The sequence below is a fragment of the Streptomyces sp. HM190 genome (assembly GCF_009857135.1).
Classification (GTDB): Bacteria; Actinomycetota; Actinomycetes; order Streptomycetales; family Streptomycetaceae; genus Streptomyces; species Streptomyces heilongjiangensis.
The window spans coordinates 987,121-1,008,617 of sequence record NZ_CP047318.1; the positions used below are offsets into that span (position 1 = coordinate 987,121).

The window sequence follows — 21,497 nt, forward strand, 5'->3', positions numbered from 1 at the left end:
GCCGTCGCCCATCAGACGGCGGGACGGTGGTTTCACGCCGCGCTGACAGCAGGAGGAGGCGATCCGCACGGGCACGAGCGACACAGGTCGCCCGGTCGCGGACCCACCGGACCTGAGGCCGGGGCTGCTCCGCTCGGCGAGTACGTCCCGGCGCGGGCCGAGGTGGTCAACGTCCCCTGCTTCTCCGCACATGCAGACGCGACCGAAGTCATCGCCTGGCTGCGCGACGGCGGCGCCCCTGCGCCCTCTGCCGCCCACCTCGTGCACGGCGAGCCGGACGCTGCCCAGACCCTCCGGGACCGGATCGACGGAGAGCTTGGCTGGAACGCGGTCGTGCCGCGCTCCGGCGAACGCGTGCTCGTCCGGTAGCCACCACCAGCGTGTGTTCGAGGGCTGCTACGCGGCGGGTGTGACCAGGCCGTAGTGGCCGTCGTAGCGGTGGTAGAGGACGTTGCCGCGGCCGGTGCTGTCGTCGGCGAAGAACACGAACGGGAATCCGGTGATGTCCAGCCGTTGTTTCGCTTCGGCCACGTTCATCCGGGGCGCCGGGAGTTCGCTGACGGTCAGTGGTATGGACACATTGCCGTCCGGGCGCGGGTGGGGGTGCAGCTGGGCGAGCCGGTAGCCGGTCGGCTCAGAGCGGTAGAGCACGCTGTCCTCGCCGGAGTCGGCGTCGGTGAACAGATGGAAGCCGTAGTCCATCGACTCCAGTTCGAAGGCCGCTTCGTCCGGTGTCTCCCGGGCGAGGGAGAAGGACTTGTGGCGGACGACCTGCCGCTCCTCGGCCGGTCGCGGATAGTAATCGGGGCGGTCGGTGGGTTCATTGCCGTGCCGCCACTCGTGCGGACTGGGCACGGACATCCGGCCCCGGCGGGCCTCCCAGTGCTCGGCCAGCCGGGCCAGCCGTTCGGTCAGCCGGTCCTGGAGCAGGTCCACGGCCTCGGTGACGGACCCCGCCGCAACATGCGCACGGGCGGGCCGGCCGTTGACGTCCAGGTTGGCCTGGGCGATCACCGGCCGCTCCACGGCCGGGTTCGCCGCACGGGTCAGCCTCACCCGGGCGAACAGAACCGGTTCCCTTGTCCGGCCGAGGACGGCCTGTACCTTGTCGCGCGCATACGCGGCCGCGTCCGGTGGCAGTTGCCCGCCGGTCTCCACCTGAACCTCGGGGGCCTGCTGGGGTGCGGATCGTTTCATGACAAACTACTCGAAGTAGTACTTTCCAGACTTAACCTCCACTACCCGTGCACGGAAGGCCGAAGGCGCTTGCTTCCGGTCGGCTGCCTCCTCCGGGCCGGGGCCACACAGCGAGCGGAGGCGGGACAGTGCCACTCGGTGCTTTCGATCCTGCCAACGGCGCCAAAAGCGCCGATCCTGGAACTGGGACGCCCGCCCACGGTCCGCGTCTTTCGCATTCCGGGGACGGCCTCACCCGGGGTTCGTCCTTCAGTCTTCCGTCAAGGGAGCCGTCCGGTGATCACATCAGTCCGTCTGCCAGGGCGGCATCTGTCACGCTCGGCCAAGCCGGGCCCCTCACGGGAGCCGCCCAAGCCGCCGGCGTCTTCGCCGACGCCTTCCTGGACACGCTGGCTGCTGCCCGTCGCCACGTTGGCCCTGCTCCTCGTGGTGCTGATGCGAGTCCCCTCAACCAAGGAGGGCGCGTCGCTCTCGTACAGCGAGTTCGTCGGCAAGGTCACCGGGGGTCAGGTCAAGACGGTCGACATCAACGACAAGGGCGCCATCAAGGGCAGCCTCAAGGACGGTACGAAGTTCACCACGCGCATCCCAACCGCCCTGGACAACAGCCGCCTCGATCAGCAGTTGCAGTCCAAGAACGTGGAGATCACCGCCTCCCAGAGCGGCAACGGCAGTCCCTGGGGGACGCTGCTCCTGCTGTTCCTGCCGTTGCTGTTCATCGTCGCCCTGATCCTGTGGAGCGGCCGCCGGGCAGCCCGCACACTGGGCGGAGGGCTCAGCGCCATCGGGCGGGCCCGCGCCAAGATCATCGAAACCGAGCGGCCGACCACCCGCTTCGAGGATGTCGCCGGCTATGAGGGCGTCAAGCAGGAGATCAGCGAGATCGTGGATTTCCTGCGCAGCCCCGAGCGCTATGCGATCGCGGGGGCCAAGGGCCCCCGCGGGGTGATCATGGTGGGGCCGCCGGGCACCGGGAAGACTCTCATCGCCCGCGCGGTGGCGGGCGAGGCGGAGGTGCCGTTCCTGTCGGTGACCGGCTCGGCGTTCGTGGAGATGTTCGTCGGCGTCGGGGCCTCACGGGTGCGCGACCTCTTCGAGGAGGCACGCAAACGGGCGCCTTCGATCATCTTCATCGATGAGATCGACGCCGTCGGCAGCCGTCGCGGCGGGGCTGCCCGGATGGGCGGCAACGACGAACGCGAGCAGACCCTCAACCAGCTCCTGGCCGAGATGGACGGCTTCGACCAGGCCAGCGGCATCGTGGTGCTGGCCGCGACCAACCGGCCCGAGACACTCGACCCGGCTCTGCTGCGCCCGGGCCGCTTCGACCGGCACGTGACGGTGCCGCTGCCCAACCAGGCCGAGCGGGCGGCGATCCTGGCCGTCCACGGCCGTGGCAAGACCCTGGCACAGGACGTCGACTGGGACAACGTCGCCCGGGCCACGCCCGGCTTCTCCGGCGCCGACCTGGCCAACCTGGTCAACGAGGCCGCCATCAACGCCGTTCGCGGCGGCGGTGCCGTCATCGACGCCCAGGACCTCGCTGCCGCCCGGGACCGGCTCCTGCTCGGACGGCGGGAGTCCACCAACGCCCTGCTCCCCGAGGAGCGGCACTCGGTCGCCGTCCACGAATCCGGACACGCGCTGATGGCGGCCCTGTGCGAGCACGCCGACCCGGTCGCCAAGGTCACCATCCTGCCCGCCGGGCCTTCGCTGGGCGCCACCGAGCAGCTCCCGGAGGCCGAACGGCACTTGTACAGCGAGAGCTACCTGACCGACCTGCTCGCTGTCCGGCTCGGCGGCCGGGCCGCCGAGCTGGTCGTCTTCGGCGAGGGCTCGACCGGCGCGGCCGACGATCTGGCCGGCGCCACCCAGATCGCGGCCCGCATGGTCCGCGAGTTCGGCCTGTCCCCGGCCCTCGGCCCCGTCGGATACGGTTCCGGCGCCCCCCATCACCTTGGCGGCGAGAGCACCGAGGACACGCTGCGGCGGCCCTACTCCGAGCAGACCCAGCGCATCGTCGACGAGGAGACATCCCGCCTGGTGCGGCAAGCCGAGAAACGTGCGGTGGACCTGCTGCGTGACCACCGGGCCGCGCTGGACACCCTGGCCGACCTGCTCACCGCCCGCGAGACCATCGACGGGTCCGTCGTGCTCGGCGTACTCCAACGGCGATAACGGCAGAACGACCACCACCCCGCCGCGGCAGGCAAACCGAAGCCCTCCCCGTGACGCCGCGGCGACGCCCGCAAACTAGGAAGGTGGCAGCCATGGAACAGCAGCCGGGGGCGGCCCACGATGAGCAGGAGGTCCTGGCGCGGACGGTCGCCGACGTGATGCGCACCGCTGTGGTCACGATCGCTGTCGACGAAACCGTGCTCGTGGCCTGGGAGTTGCTGGAGCGATCCGGCTCCCGTCACCTTCCGGTCGTACGTCAGGACGGCCGCTGTGCCGGCCTGCTGGACAGGGCCGACGTGGCGGTCGCCTGCGCGGCACCAGCCGCCTCGCTGTCCAGCCTGCGCGTGGACGAACTCCTGCCCGCCCACAGGCCCGCGCTCGTCCACGCGGAGCAGACCGTACGCCACGCAGCCGACCTCATGAGCTGTACCGAAGCCGACGCCCTCCCGGTGCTGGAGGAAGACCGGCGTCTGGCCGGGGTGCTGACCGCAGCCGACATCGTCGCGGCCCTCGCCGGTCGCCCGGTGCGGAAGGAACCCGCCGACACACGGCCGCAGGCCCCGTCCACGGTGCTGCCCGGGCTCCCGCCCCGGCGGAGCTACCGCGGAACGGCGGTCCCCTGACCGCCCGCCACCGAGCAGCAACCGCGGCTGCACCAGGGGCGGGCGAGCAGCGCCAGCGCCGAACGGTGACGGCCCGTCAACCCACCTCTCGAAGGCGGTGATTGCGGCGGTGAACCGCCCCGTGTCAGGTGGGGACTCGATTCCGTGAAAGGATCGAGTCATGGCATGACCCTCCCGTTACCCGCTTGAGCTGCGCCGTCGTGCGGTGCGCATGGTCGCCGAAGTGCGCGACGACTACCCCGAACGAGACGGCCGCCCTGCAGGCGGTGGCGGACAAGCCCGACATCGGTTCCCGCGAGACGCTGCGGAACTGGGTGAAGCAGTACGAGGTCGACGCGGGGCAGCGTCCAGGGACGACGACGGAGGAATCCGCCCAGCTCAAGGCGTTGAGGAAGGAGAACGCCGAGCTGAAGCGGGCGAACGAGATCCTCAAGGCCGCGGCGAGTTTCATCGCGGCCGAGCTCGACCGGCCACACACACGCTCGTAGCGTTCATCGACGAGCGCCGGGACCGCTTCGGCGGGGTCGAGCCGATCTGCAGAACGCTCACCGCACACGACTGCCAGATCGCCCCTTCCCCGTACTACGCCCACACGAAACGCCTCCAAACTCCCTCTGCACGCTCCGTGCGCGACGAGGAGCCCAAGGAGAGGATCCACGAGGTCTCCACGTCCAACCACCGTGTCTACGGAGCGAGGAAGATCTGGCGCGAGCTGAAGCGGCAGGGGCATGAGGTGGCCCGCTGCACCGTCGAGCGGCTCATGCGCGAGCTAGGCATCCAGGGCGCGGTGCGCGGCAAGCGCGTCATCACCACGATCCCCGGCGGGTGGGCCGAGCGGACCCCCGGCCTTGTCGGCCGCGACTTCGGCGCCGGCGTCCCGAACCGCTGCTGGGTAGCCGACTTCACTCACGTGGAGACCTTCACAGGCGTCGTCTACGTCGCGTTCGTCGTGGACGCCTTCTCGCGCCGGATCGCAGGCTGGTCAGCCGCCACGGTAAAGGAGACGGTGTTCGTGCTGGACGCCCTGGAGATGGCGATCTGGCAGCGCGACCGGGACCAACATCCCATCCAGCCGGGCGATTTGGTACACCATTCGGACGCCGGGTCGCAGGACACGAGCCTCCGCCTCGCCGAGCACCTGGACGCCGCCGGCATCGCGGCGAGCATCGGATCCGTCGGCGACGCCTACGGCAACGCGCTGATGGAGTCCACGATCGGCCTGTAGGAAACCGAGCTGATCAAACCCCAGCGGCCCTGGAAGACGCTCTCCGAGGTCGAGTTGGCCACCACCGAGTGGGTTGACTGGTACCACCACCGCCGACTCCACGGAGAGACAGGGCACATCCCGCCCGTCGAATACGAAGCCAACTACTACACCGAACTCAAAAAACCCCAGGTCATCACCACGATCCGAGATCTCTACCGAACCCGGGGCGGTTCACCCGCGACCCGTGGCGGCCGGCTGGGCTACCGGGCGGTGGCTGAGATCCGGACAGCCGGATTACGGGAAAAGCGGGAGGGCCGGAAAGGGGAAACCCTACGATGCTCCCCATGAGTGTGCTGGTCTTCCTTCTGTCGCTCGGCACTGTATGTCGCATCACACGATTCATCACGAAAGACGCCCTCGCAGCGGGATTCCGCTCCCGGGTCGCCGGCCGTTTCGGCGACGACTCCCAGCCGGCATACCTGGTCAGCTGTGGATGGTGCGTCAGCGTATGGGTTGCCGGCGCCGTCACCGCACTCGCCCACTGGGCGGGCGACGAGACCTGGTACCAGGCGTGCGCCACGGTACTGACCCTTTCCTATCTGGCCGGCCTGGCGAACACTTGGCTCGACTGATCCGGCTGATGAATCACTGGATGCACTAACCTTCAGCGCCGCCGGTCATTTCATATGAATAGATGGTGACGAGTGTCGCTGCGGTAGAGCCCGGGAATAGAAATCGCGGGCCGAACTCCCGCCTCTGTCAGGGGATTTACCCCGGCCCCCTGGATCGGCCGCCCAGACGGGCGCCGGAAGGAGGATGACCATGGCACCATGCAACTGCGGACGTGTCGGCCGTTCCGAGATCGTCTACCGACTGGTCCTCCCCAACGGGGTCACACGCGACTATCCCACCCGGCGAGAGGCCGACGCGGCCAACAACAGGGCAGGTGGTCGCGGGTCCATCACCGCGATCCGCCGGTAGAGCGCAAGCGGGGCGCCGCGAACGCGCGGGGACCGCACACCGCGCGGGACGGCCCACACGGCAGCCCGCCGGTACACCGATCGTCTGGTGTGCCGGCGGGCTGCTGCATGGTGCGGCGCGCCGGGAATGCCGAGCGATCGCGCGGGAGTATCACGCCTCGTCCGGCATGAAATCCATGTGCAGGCCAACTGCGGGCCTGTCTGCAACTCCCCCAGGACACGCGACTGAAGAGGAGATCTCTTCCCTTGTCCGTCCAGTCGCGCGAGGCTCGCGAGAATGCGCCGTGCGGCAAGAGTTTCACACCTCCTGTACCCCGAAGTGCGCTGCGCCGAACGAGTGGCATTCCCGTCGCCCTTCTAGCCTAATGCTCTCACCGAAGCGCCTACTGCTCTTATCGGCGGGTGATGCCTCCAACTCCGTCCGGCCGAAGGGCTATTTCCGGAGCTCCGGACCGGTGTGTGTACGTACGTGCCTCCATTTCGGCCCCCACACCACGCACCGCGAAATGGCGATCACCTGCTTTCGTGCGTCATCCGAAAGGAGCCAGAGCATGGCCACCTCGACCACCACCGTGACATCGGCACCGGATCCGTCCGTCTTCGGTCAGCCGGTCACCTTCACCGCCACCGTTCAGTCGGAACCGGCCGGCGGCCCCGTCCCGACCGGCACCGTCGACTTCCTCGTCGACGCTGTGACCGTCGCGACGGTCCCGCTCGACCCGAGCGGCCAGGCCCAGTACACGACCGCCGACCTCGACGTCGGTCTCCACGCGGTGGGAGCCAACTACGGGGGTGACACCGAGTACGACCCGTCCACGGGCGCGGACACCCAGGATGTCTTCCTCGCGCGGACCACCACCACACTGGCCTTCGACCCCGAACCCTCGCACTGCGGCGAGCCGGTGACCTTCACCGCGCAGGTCACACCCGTCCCTCCGGCAGCGGGGGCGCCCACCGGTCTGGTGTCCTTCATCATCAGCGATGACGGCCCGGTGCAGACCGCCCCGGTGGACGAGAACGGGCAGGCGCAGTTCACCATCAGCGACCTGCCCGTCGGCTTACACCAGGCAGCCGCCTTCTACACCGGTGACGCGAACTTCGACGCGTCGAACAGTCCCCTGACGCTGCACGTGGTGGAGCACGCGCCCGTCTCGGTCGTCGTCTCGGCCGCGCCCGACCCGTCGGTGTGCGGCCAGTCCGTGACGCTCTGCGTCGCCGTGTCGCAGGTCTCGTCGGGGGTCGGCGCCCCGTCGGGCTCGGTGACCTTCACCGGACCCGGCGGACTCGACGAGACGGTGACCCTGGACGCCGACGGCACCGCCTGCGTCACCACCACCACCCTCGCCACCGGCACCGTCACCGCCGCCTACGGTGGCGACGGGTGTTATGCGAGCGGGACCGGCACAACTGACGTGACGGTCGGCCCCGCCGCGAGCGCGGTGTCGGTGGTGGTCGACCCGAACCCGTCCGTGTGCGGCGAGACCGTCACCGTGTGCGCGACGGTGACAGCGGTCGCCCCGGGCAGCGGCACCCCGTCCGGAACCGTCCACTTCACCGCCCCCGGCGGACTCGACGAGACGGTGCCCCTGAACGCCGACGGCACCGCCTGCGCCACCACCAACGAACTGGAAACCGGCACCGTCACCGCCGTCTACGACGGTGACACGTGTTTCCTGGGGTCGACCGCAAGCGTAGACGTGACGGTCAACCCGGCCGCGAGCGCGGTGTCGGTGGTGGTCGACCCGAACCCGTCCGTGTGCGGCGAGACCGTCACCGTGTGCGCGACGGTGACAGCGGTCGCCCCGGGCAGCGGCACCCCGTCCGGAACCGTCCACTTCACCGCCCCCGGCGGACTCGACGAGACAGTGCCCCTGAACGCCGACGGCACCGCCTGCGCCACCACCAACGAACTGGAAACCGGCACCGTCACCGCCGTCTACAACGGCGACAGCTGCTTCACCCCATCCACCGGCACCGCACCCGCCACCGTCAACCAAGCAGCCAGCACCACCACCGTCACCGTCGACCCCAACCCCTCCGTCTGCGGCCAGGCCGTCACCGTCTGCGCCACCGTCACCGCCGACCCACCCGGCACCGGCACCCCCTCCGGATCGGTGACCTTCACCGGACCCGGCGGACTCGACGAGACAGTGCCCCTGAACGCCGACGGCACCGCCTGCGCCACCACCAACGAACTGGAAACCGGCACCGTCACCGCCGTCTACAACGGCGACAGCTGCTTCACCCCATCCACCGGCACCGCACCCGCCACCGTCAACCAGGCGGCCAGCACCACCACCGTCACCGTCGACCCCAACCCCTCCGTCTGCGGCCAGGCCGTCACCGTCTGCGCCACCGTCACCGCCGTCGCACCCGGCACCGGCACCCCTTCCGGAACCGTCCACTTCACCGGACCCGGCGGACTGAACGAGACGGTGCCCCTGGACGCCGACGGCACCGCCTGCGCCACCACCAACGAACTGGAAACCGGCACCGTCACCGCCGTCTACAACGGCGACAGCTGCTTCACCACCTCAACGAGCACGGCGCTCGTGGGGGTCAACCCGGCCACGAGCGCGGTGACGGTGGTGGTCGACCCGAACCCGTCCGTGTGCGGCGAAACCGTCACCGTGTGCGCGACGGTGACGGCGGTCGCCCCGGGCAGCGGCACCCCCTCGGGATCGGTGACCTTCACCGGACCCGGCGGACTGAACGAGACGGTGCCCCTGGACGCCGACGGCACCGCCTGCGCCACGACGAACACGCTGGAAACCGGTACGGTCAACGTCTCGTACACCGGTGACGGCTGCTTCCTGCCGTCGGCCGGCGCGACAGACGTGACGGTCAACCCGGCCACGAGCGCGGTGACGGTGTCGGTGAACCCCGCCCCGTCCGTGTGCGGCGAAACCGTCACCGTGTGCGCGACGGTGACGGCGGTCGCCCCGGGCAGTGGCACGCCGACCGGAACCCTCGGCTTCCTCCTTTCCGACGGCAGCACCCAGGTCGTGGAACTGGACGCCCAGGGCACGGCGTGCCTGACCACCGACAGCCTCGTCAGCGGCACGGTCAACGCCTCCTACAGTGGTGACGGCTGCTTCCTGCCGTCGGTCGGTGCGACAGACGTGACGGTCGACCCGGCCACGAGCGCGGTGTCGGTGGTGGTCGACCCGAACCCGTCCGTGTGCGGCGAGACGGTCACCGTGTGCGCGACGGTCACCGCCGTCGCACCCGGCACCGGCACCCCCTCGGGATCGGTGACCTTCACCGGACCCGGCGGACTGAACGAGACGCTCCCCGTTGCCCCTGACGGAACGGCGTGTCTGACCACCAGCAGTCTCGCCGGCGGCACCTACATGGCCACCTACAGCGGCGACGAGTGCTTCGCCGGCTCGGACACCGTCTTCGACGTGACGGTGGACCGGGCGGTCAGCAGTGTCTCGGTGTCGGTGAACCCCGCCCCGTCCGTGTGCGGCGAGACCGTCACCGTGTGCGCGACGGTCACCGCCATCGCACCCGGCACCGGCACCCCCTCGGGATCGGTGACCTTCACCGGACCCGGCGGACTGAACGAGACGGTGCCCCTGGACGCCGACGGCACCGCCTGCGTGACCACCACCGCCCTCGCCACCGGCACCGGCACCGTCACCTACGGCGGAGACACCTGCTTCCTGGGCTCCACCGAGAGCGTCGACGTGACGGTCGACCAGGCGGGCAGCACCACCACCGTGACCGTCGACCCCCACCCCTCCGTCTGCGGCGAAACGGTCACCGTGTGCGCGACGGTCACCGCCGTCGCACCCGGCACCGGCACCCCCTCGGGATCGGTGACCTTCACCGGACCCGGCGGACTGAACGAGACAGTGCCCCTGGACGCCGACGGCACCGCCTGCGCCACGACGAACACGCTGGAAACCGGCACCGTCACCGCCGTCTACAACGGTGACAGCTGCTTCACCTCATCCACCGGCACCGCACCCGTCACCGTCAACCAGGCGGCCAGCACCACCACCGTCACCGTCGACCCCAACCCCTCCGTCTGCGGCCAGGCCGTCACCGTCTGCGCGACGGTCACCGCCGTCGCACCCGGCACCGGCACCCCCTCAGGATCGGTGACCTTCACCGGACCCGGCGGACTCAACCTGACGCTGCCGGTGGGCCCGGACGGGAAGGTCTGCGCCACCACCAACGAACTGGAAACCGGCACCGTCACCGCCGTCTACAACGGTGACAGCTGCTTCACCTCATCCACCGGCACCGCACCCGTCACCGTCAACCAGGCGGCCAGCACCACCACCGTCACCGTCGACCCCAACCCCTCCGTCTGCGGCCAGGCCGTCACCGTCTGCGCGACGGTCACCGCCGTCGCACCCGGCACCGGCACCCCCTCAGGATCGGTGACCTTCACCGGACCCGGCGGACTCAACCTGACGCTGCCGGTGGGCCCGGACGGGAAGGTCTGCCTGGTCTCCAGCAGCATCGCCAGTGGAACGGTCAAGGCCGTCTACAACGGCGACAGCTGCTTCACCCCATCCACCGGCACCGCACCCGCCACCGTCAACCGAGCGGCCAGCACCACCACCGTCACCGTCGACCCCAACCCCTCCGTCTGCGGCGAAACGGTCACCGTGTGCGCGACGGTCACCGCCGTCGCACCCGGCACCGGCACCCCCTCAGGATCGGTGACCTTCACCGGACCCGGCGGACTGAACGAGACAGTGCCCCTGAACGCCGACGGCACCGCATGCGCCTTCACCAACGAACTGGAAACCGGCACCGTCACCGCCGTCTACAACGGCGACAACTGCTTCACCCCATCCACCGGCACCACACCCGCCACCGTCAACCAAGCAGCCAGCACCACCACCGTCACCGTCGACCCCAACCCCTCCGTCTGCGGCCAGGCCGTCACGGTCTGCGCCACCGTCACCGCCGACCCACCCGGCACCGGCACCCCCTCGGGATCGGTGACCTTCACCGGACCCGGCGGACTCGACGAGACAGTGCCCCTGAACGCCGACGGCACCGCCTGCGCCACCACCACCACCCTCACCACCGGCACCGTCACGGCCGTCTACAACGGCGACAGCTGCTTCACCTCATCCACCGGCACCGCACCCGCCACCGTCAACCAAGCAGCCAGCACCACCACCGTCACCGTCAACCCCAACCCCTCCGTCTGCGGCCAGGCCGTCACCGTCTGCGCCACCGTCACCGCCGTCGCACCCGGCACCGGCACCCCTTCCGGAACCGTCCACTTCACCGGACCCGGCGGACTCGACACCACCGTCCCGCTGAACGCCGACGGCACCGCCTGCGCCACCACCACCGCCCTCACCACCGGCACCGTCACGGCCGTCTACAACGGCGACAGCTGCTTCACCACGTCGACGGGGACCTCGGGCGTGACCGTGAACCACGCCCCGACCAAGACCGTTCTCACGGTCAGCCCCAACCCCGTGACCTGCGGCCGGCCGGTCACGTACTGCGCCACGGTCACCGCCGTCGCACCGGGCAGCGGCACCCCGACCGGATCGGTGACCTTCACCGGCCCGGGCGGGTTCACCCAGACCGTCACGCTCAACTCCGGCGGCAGTGCCTGCGTCACCACCACCGCGGGCAGCAGCGGGACCGTGACCGCCGTCTACAACGGAAGCACCTGCAGCAGCCCTTCCGCGGCGACGGGGAACCTGACCGTGAACCCGGCTCCCACGACGCTGACGGCGACCTCGGCACAGATCCGCGTGCGCGCGAACGGCACGTTCGTCATCCCGTCGATGAGCGCCACGCTGAAGGTCACCTCCAGCGCCGCTCCGCTCGCCGGGCAACTGGTCACCTTCCGGGCGAACACGCCGCTCGGGCCCATGGTCCTCGGGACCGCGCTCACCAACGCCAGTGGGGTGGCGACACTGGCCCCGCCGGCACTGCCGGTCTCCAGCACGGTGATCACGGCGACGAGCTACACCGCGTCCTTCGCGGGGACGAGTTGCTACGCCTCGTCCTCCGCGACCGCACCGCTGACGCTCGTCCTCTTCCCGGTCCTCCCCTGACCGGGCGCCGGTGACCGCGCGGAGGAACCGCGGGAGCCGGGCCACATCCGAACCGGGGCGGTATCCGCGCCCCGGTTCGGTCTCGTTTCCGGACGGTCCGGGCCCCAGGCCGTGCGGGCCTGTTCGGCGTCCGCATTGCACCCTTCTCGACCACAGGCGGCGACTCAGCTACGGGGCACCGGACTTCGGGCGCCGCTCAGGCCGAGCAGCGCGAACACCGGACCGGCCGTCCGTTCCGCGTTCTACGGCGCGAGCGAGAAGTAGTTCTCCTCCTCCTGCGTGAAGTGCAGGCGCAGGACGGTGTTGAGGCCGTACAGGCAGGAGCGCAGGTCGTCGAGTTGTTCGGGGGCCAGGCCGCCGTCCGTGCGGGCGAGTTGGAGGTGGGTGGCGATGCGACGGGAGAGGCGTTCGATCTCGGTGTGGGCACGGCTCATGGTCGCGGTGGCCTCGGGGCCGCCGAGGGTGGGGGCGAGAGCGGGGTAGAGCTGGTGTTCCTCGGCGTATTCGTGGGGCAGGAGCCGTTCGGTGAGCAGGTGGTGGGTCTCCTCGACGGCGGCCAGCGCCTTGGGGCCGGGGGTGTCGGAGAGACGGTCCGCGGCGTCGCGTACGGAGTCGAGGACGTCCTGGAGGTCGTCGTGTTCCGCGGCGAAACGGTGGATGAGGGCTTCTGCGGCGGCAGTGAGGGCCGGGCGCGCGGCCTGGTCGACGCGCAGGGCACGCAGGGCGTTGAGGATGACGGCGACGTCGATGCCCTCCTGGAGCAGTGCGCCGACGGCGGGTGGGAGCAGGCCGACGGCGGCCGCGGCCATGGCGGCCAGGGACATCAGCATGCCTCCCAGCGCGCTCTGGACGGCGATACGGCGGGCGCGTTGGGCGATGGTGACGGCGTCGGCGAGACGGTCGACGCGGTCGGTGGTCAGGACGATGTCGGCGGCTTCGGAGGAGGCGGTGGAGCCTCGGGCGCCCATGGCGACGCCGATGTCGGCGGCGGCGAGGGCGGGGGCGTCGTTGACGCCGTCGCCGACCATCACGGTGACGGCGTGTTCGCGTTCGGTCCGTACGGCGGCGACCTTGTCGGCCGGGGTGAGTTCGGCGCGCACGCCGTCGAGGCCGAGGACGGCGGCGACTTCGTGGGCGGGCGCGGCACGGTCGCCGGTGAGCATCAGCAGCCGCTCGATGCCGGCCGACCGCAGGTGGCGCAGGGTGCGTGGGGCGTCGTGGCGCAGGGGGTCGCGCAGCAGGACGGCCCCGGCCGGCTGTCCGTCGAGGGTGAGCCAGGCGACGGCCGCGCCGTCGAGGAGTGCGCGGTTGTCGACCGCCTTGGCCCAGGTGGGGCGCGCGGCTGCGGGGTCGAGGCGGCCGATGGAGACGCGGTGGCCGTCCACGGTGCCGGAGGCGCCCCGGCCGGGCTCCTCGGTGACGTCCGTCGGGAGCGACAGCTCCAGCTTGCGTTCGCGGGCGGTGTCGACGATGGCCTGGGCCAGGACGTGCGGCGAGTACTGGTCGACGGAGGCCGCCAGACGCAGCACCTCCGCGGGCTTCAGGCCGGGGGCGGCGGTGACGTCGAGGACGCGGGGGCGGCCTCGGGTGAGGGTGCCGGTCTTGTCGAGCAGGAGGGTGCGGGCCCGGCCGAGGTTCTCCAGCGCGCCGCCGTCGCGGATGACCACGCCGAGGCGCGAGGCGCGCGACAGGCCGGAGACGATGGCGACCGGTGCCGCGAGCAGCAGGGGGCACGGGGTGGCGACGACCAGGACCGCGACCGCGCGGACCGCGGATCCGCTGATCAGCCAGGCCAGCCCCGCCACGATGAGGGACAGCGGGAGGAACCATGCGGCGTACCTGTCGGCCAGCCGCACGACCGGCGCGGACTCGGCCCCGGCCTGCTGGGCCAGCCGCACGATGCCGGCGTAGGTGCTGTCCCGCTCGGAGGCGGTGGCGCGTAGTTCGAAGGCGCCGCCCGCGTTGACCACACCGCTGCGGACCCCTTCGTCGCGGACCCGTTCGACCTGGAGGGGTTCACCGGTGAGCACCGACTCGTCGAGGACCGCGGCGGCGCTCTCGACGCGGCCGTCGACGGGCACGACCTCCCCGGGGCGGACGACGAGCAGGTCGCCGACGGCGACGTCGCCGAGGGGCACCGTGGCCACTCCGGTGTCGGTGCGGCGGTGTGCCGAGCGCGGGGCGTGTGCGAGCAGGGCGCGCAGGTCGTGGGAGGCGCGCCGCTGTGCGGCGGCTTCCAGGGTGCGGCCGGTGGCGAGCATGAGTGCGATCAGGGCGCCGGCGAGGTATTCGCCCACGGCCAGGGTGCCGACCAGGGCGACTACGGCGATGAGGTCCACGCCCGCGTGTCCGCGCCGCAGGGCGGCCAGCACCCATCCCACCGCGGGGACGACGGCGGACACGGTGCCCAGAGCCCAGAACAGGTCCGCGAGACCTTCGGCACCCGCGAGCCAGGCGATGCCGCCGGCGATCAGGGCCACCGCCGTGACGGCCAGGAGGAAGGGCTCGAGCCGGGAGGACTGGACGGCGCCGGTCAGGCGGCGCAGCCGTGCCGGGATGGGGATGGTGTGGTTCATCGCTTACCTCGGTCCGTCCGGTGCAACGACCCGTCGTGCCGCTTCCATGACATCGCGGCAGCCGAGCGGGCGCCAGGGGACGACCGGCCCTGCTCCGGTGCCGTGCGGCCAGTGGACAGGTGTTCCCTCACGGGGGGAGTCACCCGGGTGCGTCGTCGGCGTGGGGGGCGAGGCGGGGGCAGCGGCGACGGCCCGGCGGGCGTGGGTGCGCAGGTGGTCGGGGAAGGCCAGAGGGCTGCCGGTCAGGGCCGGTGTCGTCATCGCGGGCCTCCGGTGGCCGTGCTCCAGGAGTTCGCGGGGACGGGGGCGGGGGTGTCGGACGGCCGGCCGCCCACGCGTGTGACCGTGCCGTCGAGACCGGTCAGCCGGGCGGGCAGCGCGGTGGCGCGCAGCCGGCCGAGGGCCCGCTCGCCGAGCACGATCGCCGCCGTGGTCACGGCATCGGCGTCCACGCAGGTGGCGGCCGCGACGGTGACGGTGCGCCACACGGGTACGGCGGCGTCCCCGGTGATCGGGTCGCACCGAAGCGAACGGCGTGGGAGCGGACCGGCTGCTGGTGAGGTGGCTTCGTCGCGTCACCCCTCGTCCGCGCGGGACAGCCGCGCTCCGACCCGCGCCGCCGTCTCCCGCAGCCAGATGTGGGCGGCGTCGTGGGTGTGCACGGGATGCCACCACAGGGCCTCGCGCAGCGGGACCACCTCGTACGGCGGCTCGACGACGCGTACGTCGGCCACCGGCGCCATGAGCCGGGCGAGGCGGGCCTGGACGAGGGCGATCCGGCGGGTGCCCGCGACCAGCAGGGGCAGCAGCTGGAAGCTGTCGACGGAGACCTCGACGCGCGGTTCGACGCCGAGCATGCCGAGCTGGCGCACGGCGGGGGCGTCGTAGGTGCGCTGGTAGGTGACCCACGGCAGCCGGACCAGGTCGGCGTGGGTGAGCCGTTCGTCCACACCGGGGTTGTCGGCGGCGACGAGGAAGACCCAGCGGTCGTCGTAGAGGTCGGTGGCGGGGAAGTCGCTGATCACGCCGTGCGGCATGAGCAGGCCGTCGGTGGCGCTGAGCAGGGTGGCGGTGTCGTCGACCACGGTCGGCGGGGTCTGGGTGAAGCGCAGCCGGATACCGGGGGCCTCCTCGTGGACGACGCGGGCGAGTTCGGTGCCGAAGACGGAGACGGCGTAGTCGGTGGCGATCAGTCTGAACTCGCGGCTCTCGTTGGCCGGGTCGAAGTCGGCCTGGCTGGAGAAGAGGCGTTCCAGCACGTCGTAGGCCGTGGAGGTGCGGTCCAGGAGAACCTGGCCGAGGGCGGTCAGCTCGTAGTGGCCGCCGACGCGGGCGAGCAGGTCGTCGTCGAAGTGGCGGCGCAGCCGGGCGAGGGCCGCGCTCATCGCGGGCTGGCTCAGGCCGACGCGCTGTCCCGCCCGGGTGACGTTCCGCTCTTCCAGCAGGGCGCGCAGGGCGACGACGAGATTGAGATCGAGACGGGCCAGATTCACGGACGGTCCTCGCAGGGGGTGCGACGATGGGGGCGGCGAACGGGGGCAATAAACGGCGTGGATGCCGATCATCCACAGAATCTATTTCCCTGATCACGGGCGGCGGGTACAGATTAGTCGCACCGCAATCAGGAGGACACGTCCGTGAAACCCGCACCTGCGTCCGCGCTCTTCGCCGGACCGTTCGCCCTCGCCACCCTCTCCGCCCCTGACGGGCCGCAGTTCCCCGCCCTCGTCACCCCGGACGGCCAGGCCGTCGACCTGCGTGCCGCCCTCGGGGACGACCGGCTGACCATGCTCGACGTGCTGGACCGCTGGGAGACCGTCCTGCCGCGGCTGCGCACGCTCGCGACCGACGCCGGCCCGGCCCGCACGCCCGTCGCGGACCTGCGGGTGCACGCGCCGGTGACCCCCCGCCAGGTGTTCCAGTCAGGCGCCAACTACCGGCAGCACGTCATCGACCTGCACGTCGCCCACCGCGCGCCCGGCGACGACCGGCCGGAGAGCGAACGCCGCGCGGAGGCCGCGGAGATCATGGACCGGAGGGCGGCCGACGACCTGCCGTACGTCTTCGTCGGCCTGCCGAGCGCGATCACCGGCCCGTACGACGACGTGGTGCTGCCCGCCTGGGCCGAGCAGCCCGACTGGGAGCTGGAGCTGGCGGTCGTGATCGGCAGGCCCGCCCACCGGGTACCGGTGGAGGAGGCGGCCCGGTACGTCGCCGGGTACACCATCGCCAACGACCTCACCGACCGGGCCACCGTCTTCCGCCGGGACATGCCGCAGATCGGCACCGACTGGCTGCGCAGCAAGAACGCGCCCGGCTTCACCCCGCTCGGCCCGTGGATCGTCCCGGCCGAGTCGATCGCGGACCCGGACGACCTGCACGTCACGCTGAAGCTCAACGGCGAGACCATGCAGGACGAGTCGACCAAGGACATGATCTTCAAGGTCGCCCGCCTGGTGTCCTACGCCTCGCAGACCGCGCGCCTGCTCCCCGGCGACCTCGTGCTCACCGGGTCGCCGGCCGGCAACGGCATGCACTGGGGCCGGCTGCTGCGCGACGGCGACGTCATGGAGGGCCGCGTCACCGGGCTCGGTGTGCAGCGCACCCGGTGCCTCGCCGAGGCGGCCCCGTGAACCGGCACGACCCCGAGGGCGCCATCGCCGAGGCCGCCAAGTCCTTCTCGAACTGGGGCCGCTGGGGTGCGGACGACCGGCTCGGGACCCTGAACTTCCTCACCGAGGACCAGCGCCGCGCGGGCGCCGCACTCGTCCGGCGCGGAGTCAGTTTCTCCCTCTCCCAGTCCTTCGACATGAACGGCCCGCAGAAGGGCTGGCGCAGGCGCACCAACCCCGTGCACACCATGCTGGACACCGGCACCGACGCGGCGCTCGGTGTCCAGGGATTCCCGCACGGCATCGGCGGCGCCGACGACGTCATCGCGATGCCGCTGCAGTGCTCGACCCAGTGGGACGGGCTCGGGCACATCTTCGACCACGGGCTGGCCTGGAACGGACGTGCCGCCGAGAAGGTGGTCACGTCCGACGGCGACCTGGTGACCGGCATCGAGCACATGGCACCGTATGTCGCCGGCCGGGGCGTCCTGCTCGATGTCGGCCGTGTGATCGGCGAGAACGGCGAGCTGCCCGATGGATTCGCGATCACCGAGGAGCATCTGACGGCGACGGCGCAGGCGCACGGCGTCACCCCGGGCCGCGGGGACATCGTGGTGGTCCGCACCGGTCAGCTCACCCGGGTTCGCCGCGACGGCTGGGGCGACTACGCCGGCGGCCCGGCCCCTGGCCTGTCGTTCACCACGGCGGGCTGGCTGCACGGCAGCGAGATCGCCGCGATCGCCACCGACACCTGGGGCTTCGAAGTGCGGCCCAACGAGTTCGAGCACGCCTTCCAGCCGCTGCACCAGGTCGCCATCCCCCATATCGGCCTGCTCATCGGCGAGATGTGGGATCCGGACGCGCTCGCCGAAGACTGTGCCGCCGACGGCGAGTACACGTTCTGGCTCACCGCGGCGCCCCTGCCCATCACCGGCGCGGTCGGCTCTCCGGTCAACCCCATCGCCGTCAAGTAACCAGCGGAGCGAAGGAGTTCCCCGCCATGACCACACCCCGCTCGGTCCTCGTCATAGGAGGCGGCGCGGCCGGCAACGCCGTGACGATCCTCCTGCGACGGGCCGGAATCACCGTGGACCTGATCGAGGCCAAGGACGACTGGAACGCCACCGCGGGATCCGGCATCACCCTCCAGGGCAACGCCCTGCGGGTCCTGCGCGAACTGGGCGTATGGGAGCAGGTGAAGGCGTCCGGTTTCGCCTTCGGCTCCGTCGGCATCACCGCTCCCGACGGCACCGTCCTGCACGTCGCCGAGGACCTGCGCACCGGCGGGGACGACCTGCCCGCCACCGTCGGCATGCAGCGCCCACAGCTCCAGCGGACCCTCATCGACGCCGTCCGCGCCTGTGGCGCCCGGGTGCGGCTGGGAACGGAAGCGGAGTCGCTGGAGCAGGACGGTGACGGTGTGTCGGTGCGCTTCACCGACGGCACCGAGGGCCGTTACGACCTGGTGATCGGCGCCGACGGCCTCAACTCGTCGACCCGCGCGGCGATCGGTGTCACCGACAAGCCCGAGCCGACCGGCATGGCCATCTGGCGGGTCGCCGCGCCCCGCCCGGCCGGGGTCACCCGCACCGACCTGGCCTACGGCGGCCCGGCCTACATCGCCGGGTACTGCCCGACCAGCGACACGACGATCTACGCCTACGTCGTCGAGGCCAACCGCGACCGCGCCTCGATCCCTCCGGAGACGTACGCGGAGGAGATGCGCCGCCTCGCCTCGGCCTACGGGGGCTTCTGGCCGGAGATCACCGCGTCCATCACCGACCCGGCCAAGGTGAACTACACCTGGTTCGACCGGCTGCTGGTCGAGGGTTCCTGGCACCGCGGCCGGGTGGTGCTGATCGGTGACGCCGCGCACTGCTGCCCGCCCACGCTCGCGCAGGGCGCGGCGCTCTCGTTGGAGGACGCGTGGGTGCTCGCCCAGCTGCTGACCTCCGGGGAGCCCTGGAACGACGGCCTCCTCCAGGCGTACCACGACCGCCGCATGGCCCGCGTCCGGCCGGTCGTGGAGGCGTCCGTGCAGATCGGGCAGTGGCAGCTCGACGGCGTCCGCGACGCGGACGTGCCCGGTCTGATGGTCCGCACCATGACGATGCTGCGGGAGCTGCCATGAGCACCGCCCCCACGGTGGACGTCCACGCCCATCTGCTGCTGCCCGAGGTCGAGGCCCTGGTGGCCGGCCTGCCGGGGCTGGCGGAGGCGAGGGCGCTGGACGCCCGCCGCAACGGCCCCGCCGCCCTCGCCGTGAACGGGCCGATGGTGCGCGAGCGCGTCCCGTACCTCACTGACGTGGGCGTCCGCCTGGCGGCGATGGACGCGCAGGGCGTCGACCTCCAGCTGGTCAGCCCCTCGCCCTCGCACTACCACTACTGGGCGGACGAGGAGACGGCCGAGAAGGTGTACCGACTCGCCAACGAAGCGACGGCGGCCCACTGTTCGGCCGCGCCCAACCGGTTGCGCGGGCTCGGCCTCGTCCCGCTCCAGCACCCCGCCCAGACGGTGCGAGCGCTCGACCACGCGCTGGAACACGGCCTGGCGGGCGTGGAGATCTCCAGCCACACGGCGGGACGGGAACTGTCCGACCCTGCCTACGAACCCTTCTGGACCCGGGCGGAGGAAACCGGCGCCCTTCTCTTCCTGCACCCCTTCGGCTGCACGCTCGACGAGCGGCTGGACCAGTGGTACCTGTCCAACACCGTCGGGCAACCGACCGAGAACGCCGTCGCGCTGTCCCATCTGATCTTCTCCGGCGTCCTCGACCGTCACCCGGAGCTGAAGCTGATCGCCGCGCACGGCGGCGGCTATCTGCCCACCCACATCGGCCGCTCCGACCACGCCTGGTCGACCCGCTCCGACGCCGCGGCCGGCTGCGCCCACCCACCCAGCAGCTACCTCGGGCGCCTGTACTTCGACTCCCTCGTCCACGACCCGCACGTGCTGCGGGAACTGGTCCGCGTCGCCGGTGCCGACCGGGTGCTGCTCGGCTCCGACTTCCCCTTCGACATGGGGACCGAGGACCCCGTCGGCGCGCTGCGCGCCGCCCGACTGACCGACGCCGCCTTCGAGGCCGTACGCGGCGCGAACGCCACCGCCCTGCTCTCTCTGGAGTGATTCCCATGCGTCTGCTCACCCATCTGCGGCACGTCGACCTCGCCGTGCCCGACTACGACAAGCAACTCGACTTCTACGCCGGGGTCTGGGGCCTGACGAAGGTCGCCGAGGACTCCGGGATCTCCTTCCTCGCTGCCGAGGGCTCCCCCGAGCAGTACGTCGTCCGGCTGCGCAAGGCCGAGGAGAAGCGTCTCGACCTGGTCTCCTACGGCGCCGCCCACGCCGCCGACGTGGACACGCTCGCCGAGCGACTGCTGGCCGGGGGCGTGCAGTTGATCTCCCAACCGGGCAAGGTCGACACGCCCGGCGGCGGTTACGGCTTCCGCTTCTTCGACGTCGACGGACGCACCATCGAGGTCTCCGCCGACGTCGAGGTACGGCAGCACCGCAAGATCGAGGAGAAGGAGGCGATCCCGGTCAAGCTGTCCCACGTCGTCCTCAACTCCCCCGACCTGAACCGCACCCGGGAGTGGTACGAGCGCCACCTCGGCTTCCGCCTCTCCGACACCCTCAGCTCCCCGCACATGGGCGAGGTCATGCACTTCATGCGGATCTCCACCCAGCACCACTCGATGGCGCTGGCCAGGGGCCCGCACACCTCCCTGCACCACGTGTCCTTCGAGATGCGCGGCCTCGACGAGTACATGCGCGGCAGCGGCCGGGTCATGCGCGCCGGGTTCCGGAAGATCTGGGGTCCCGGCCGGCACATGGCGGGTGACAACACCTTCACCTACTTCCTCGACCCGCAAGGCAACACCGTCGAGTACACGACGGAACTGGAGTGCCTGGACGAGGACACCTGGCACCCGCACGTCTACGACTTCTCGCAGCCCGAGGTCACCGACCAGTGGGGCACCGCCAACCCGATGAACGAACTCGTCGCCAAGGAGTCCTTCAACGACCCCGACCGCGGCGTCTTCGTCGCCCCGCCGGTCTGATCCCCGGGAG

General features: G+C 71.2%; 15 protein-coding genes and 1 pseudogene. 12 read left to right on the forward strand and 4 right to left on the reverse strand.

The annotated features are described in order from the left end of the window. Positions 1 to 42 precede the first annotated feature (42 nt). Complete coding sequence (locus tag GSY65_RS34255; RefSeq protein WP_159775593.1) at positions 43 to 369, forward strand: MBL fold metallo-hydrolase RNA specificity domain-containing protein; 327 nt, start codon at positions 43 to 45, stop codon at positions 367 to 369. 27 nt (positions 370 to 396) lie between these two features. Here the strand turns inward: GSY65_RS34255 and GSY65_RS03695 are convergent, their stop codons facing one another. After that, entirely contained in the window at positions 397 to 1,197 is an 801-nt protein-coding gene (locus tag GSY65_RS03695) for a sigma 54 modulation/S30EA ribosomal C-terminal domain-containing protein (protein ID WP_159765928.1), read from the reverse strand. 276 nt (positions 1,198 to 1,473) lie between these two features. On the opposite strand from GSY65_RS03695, the gene ftsH reads away from it, so the two are divergent. The 6 genes and pseudogenes from ftsH (at position 1,474) to GSY65_RS34260 (ending at position 12,232) form a co-directional block, all read left to right on the forward strand. Beyond that, on the forward strand, positions 1,474 to 3,375 hold the full coding sequence (ftsH, locus tag GSY65_RS03700) for an ATP-dependent zinc metalloprotease FtsH (protein WP_159765929.1): 1,902 nt from the start codon (positions 1,474 to 1,476) through the stop codon (positions 3,373 to 3,375). A 92-nt stretch (positions 3,376 to 3,467) separates the two neighbouring features. Continuing rightward, on the forward strand, positions 3,468 to 3,998 hold the full coding sequence (locus tag GSY65_RS03705) for a CBS domain-containing protein (protein WP_159765930.1): 531 nt from the start codon (positions 3,468 to 3,470) through the stop codon (positions 3,996 to 3,998). 211 nt (positions 3,999 to 4,209) lie between these two features. Continuing rightward, positions 4,210 to 5,382, forward strand: a pseudogene (locus GSY65_RS03710) (IS3 family transposase); the annotation flags it as partial. A 167-nt stretch (positions 5,383 to 5,549) separates the two neighbouring features. Then, the gene (locus GSY65_RS03715) at positions 5,550 to 5,837 is read left to right on the forward strand and encodes a hypothetical protein (RefSeq protein WP_159765931.1); all 288 of its coding nucleotides are present in this window, start codon (positions 5,550 to 5,552) and stop codon (positions 5,835 to 5,837) included. Between the two features lie 190 nt (positions 5,838 to 6,027). Continuing rightward, the gene (locus GSY65_RS33200) at positions 6,028 to 6,186 is read left to right on the forward strand and encodes a DUF7196 family protein (RefSeq protein ID WP_201452448.1); all 159 of its coding nucleotides are present in this window, start codon (positions 6,028 to 6,030) and stop codon (positions 6,184 to 6,186) included. 550 nt (positions 6,187 to 6,736) lie between these two features. After that, a complete protein-coding gene (locus GSY65_RS34260) occupies positions 6,737 to 12,232 on the forward strand; it encodes an Ig-like domain-containing protein (RefSeq protein ID WP_159765932.1) in 5,496 nt (1,831 codons plus the stop codon). A gap of 242 nt (positions 12,233 to 12,474) precedes the next feature. On the opposite strand, the gene GSY65_RS03725 is transcribed toward GSY65_RS34260, so the two are convergent. From GSY65_RS03725 to GSY65_RS03735, 3 genes are all read right to left on the reverse strand, one after another. Further along, entirely contained in the window at positions 12,475 to 14,808 is a 2,334-nt protein-coding gene (locus GSY65_RS03725; protein WP_159765933.1) for a heavy metal translocating P-type ATPase, read from the reverse strand. A gap of 257 nt (positions 14,809 to 15,065) precedes the next feature. Then, positions 15,066 to 15,296 carry a hypothetical protein gene (locus tag GSY65_RS03730; RefSeq protein ID WP_236579692.1) on the reverse strand — a complete coding sequence of 77 codons (231 nt, stop codon included), beginning with the start codon at positions 15,294 to 15,296 and terminating at the stop codon, positions 15,066 to 15,068. 87 nt (positions 15,297 to 15,383) lie between these two features. Continuing rightward, the gene (locus GSY65_RS03735) at positions 15,384 to 16,301 is read right to left on the reverse strand and encodes a LysR family transcriptional regulator (protein WP_159765934.1); all 918 of its coding nucleotides are present in this window, start codon (positions 16,299 to 16,301) and stop codon (positions 15,384 to 15,386) included. A gap of 144 nt (positions 16,302 to 16,445) precedes the next feature. Here GSY65_RS03735 and GSY65_RS03740 point away from each other — a divergent pair, with 144 nt between their 5' ends. From GSY65_RS03740 to GSY65_RS03760, 5 genes are read left to right on the forward strand one after another with little or no spacing between them, the layout of a single operon-like run. Beyond that, positions 16,446 to 17,441, forward strand: a complete 996-nt coding sequence (locus GSY65_RS03740; RefSeq protein ID WP_159765935.1) for a fumarylacetoacetate hydrolase family protein — start codon at positions 16,446 to 16,448, stop codon at positions 17,439 to 17,441. Beyond that, positions 17,438 to 18,394, forward strand: a complete 957-nt coding sequence (locus GSY65_RS03745) for a cyclase family protein (RefSeq protein ID WP_159765936.1) — start codon at positions 17,438 to 17,440, stop codon at positions 18,392 to 18,394. The genes GSY65_RS03740 and GSY65_RS03745 overlap by 4 nt, the downstream gene beginning before the upstream one ends. Positions 18,395 to 18,420: 26 nt before the next feature. Continuing rightward, entirely contained in the window at positions 18,421 to 19,551 is a 1,131-nt protein-coding gene (locus tag GSY65_RS03750) for an FAD-dependent oxidoreductase (RefSeq protein ID WP_159765937.1), read from the forward strand. Continuing rightward, the gene (locus GSY65_RS03755) at positions 19,548 to 20,549 is read left to right on the forward strand and encodes an amidohydrolase family protein (protein ID WP_159765938.1); all 1,002 of its coding nucleotides are present in this window, start codon (positions 19,548 to 19,550) and stop codon (positions 20,547 to 20,549) included. Before GSY65_RS03750 ends, GSY65_RS03755 begins: the two co-directional genes overlap by 4 nt. 5 nt (positions 20,550 to 20,554) lie before the next feature. Next, positions 20,555 to 21,487: a VOC family protein gene (locus GSY65_RS03760; protein ID WP_159765939.1), complete on the forward strand. Its 933-nt coding sequence runs from the start codon at positions 20,555 to 20,557 to the stop codon at positions 21,485 to 21,487. Positions 21,488 to 21,497: the final 10 nt, after the last annotated feature.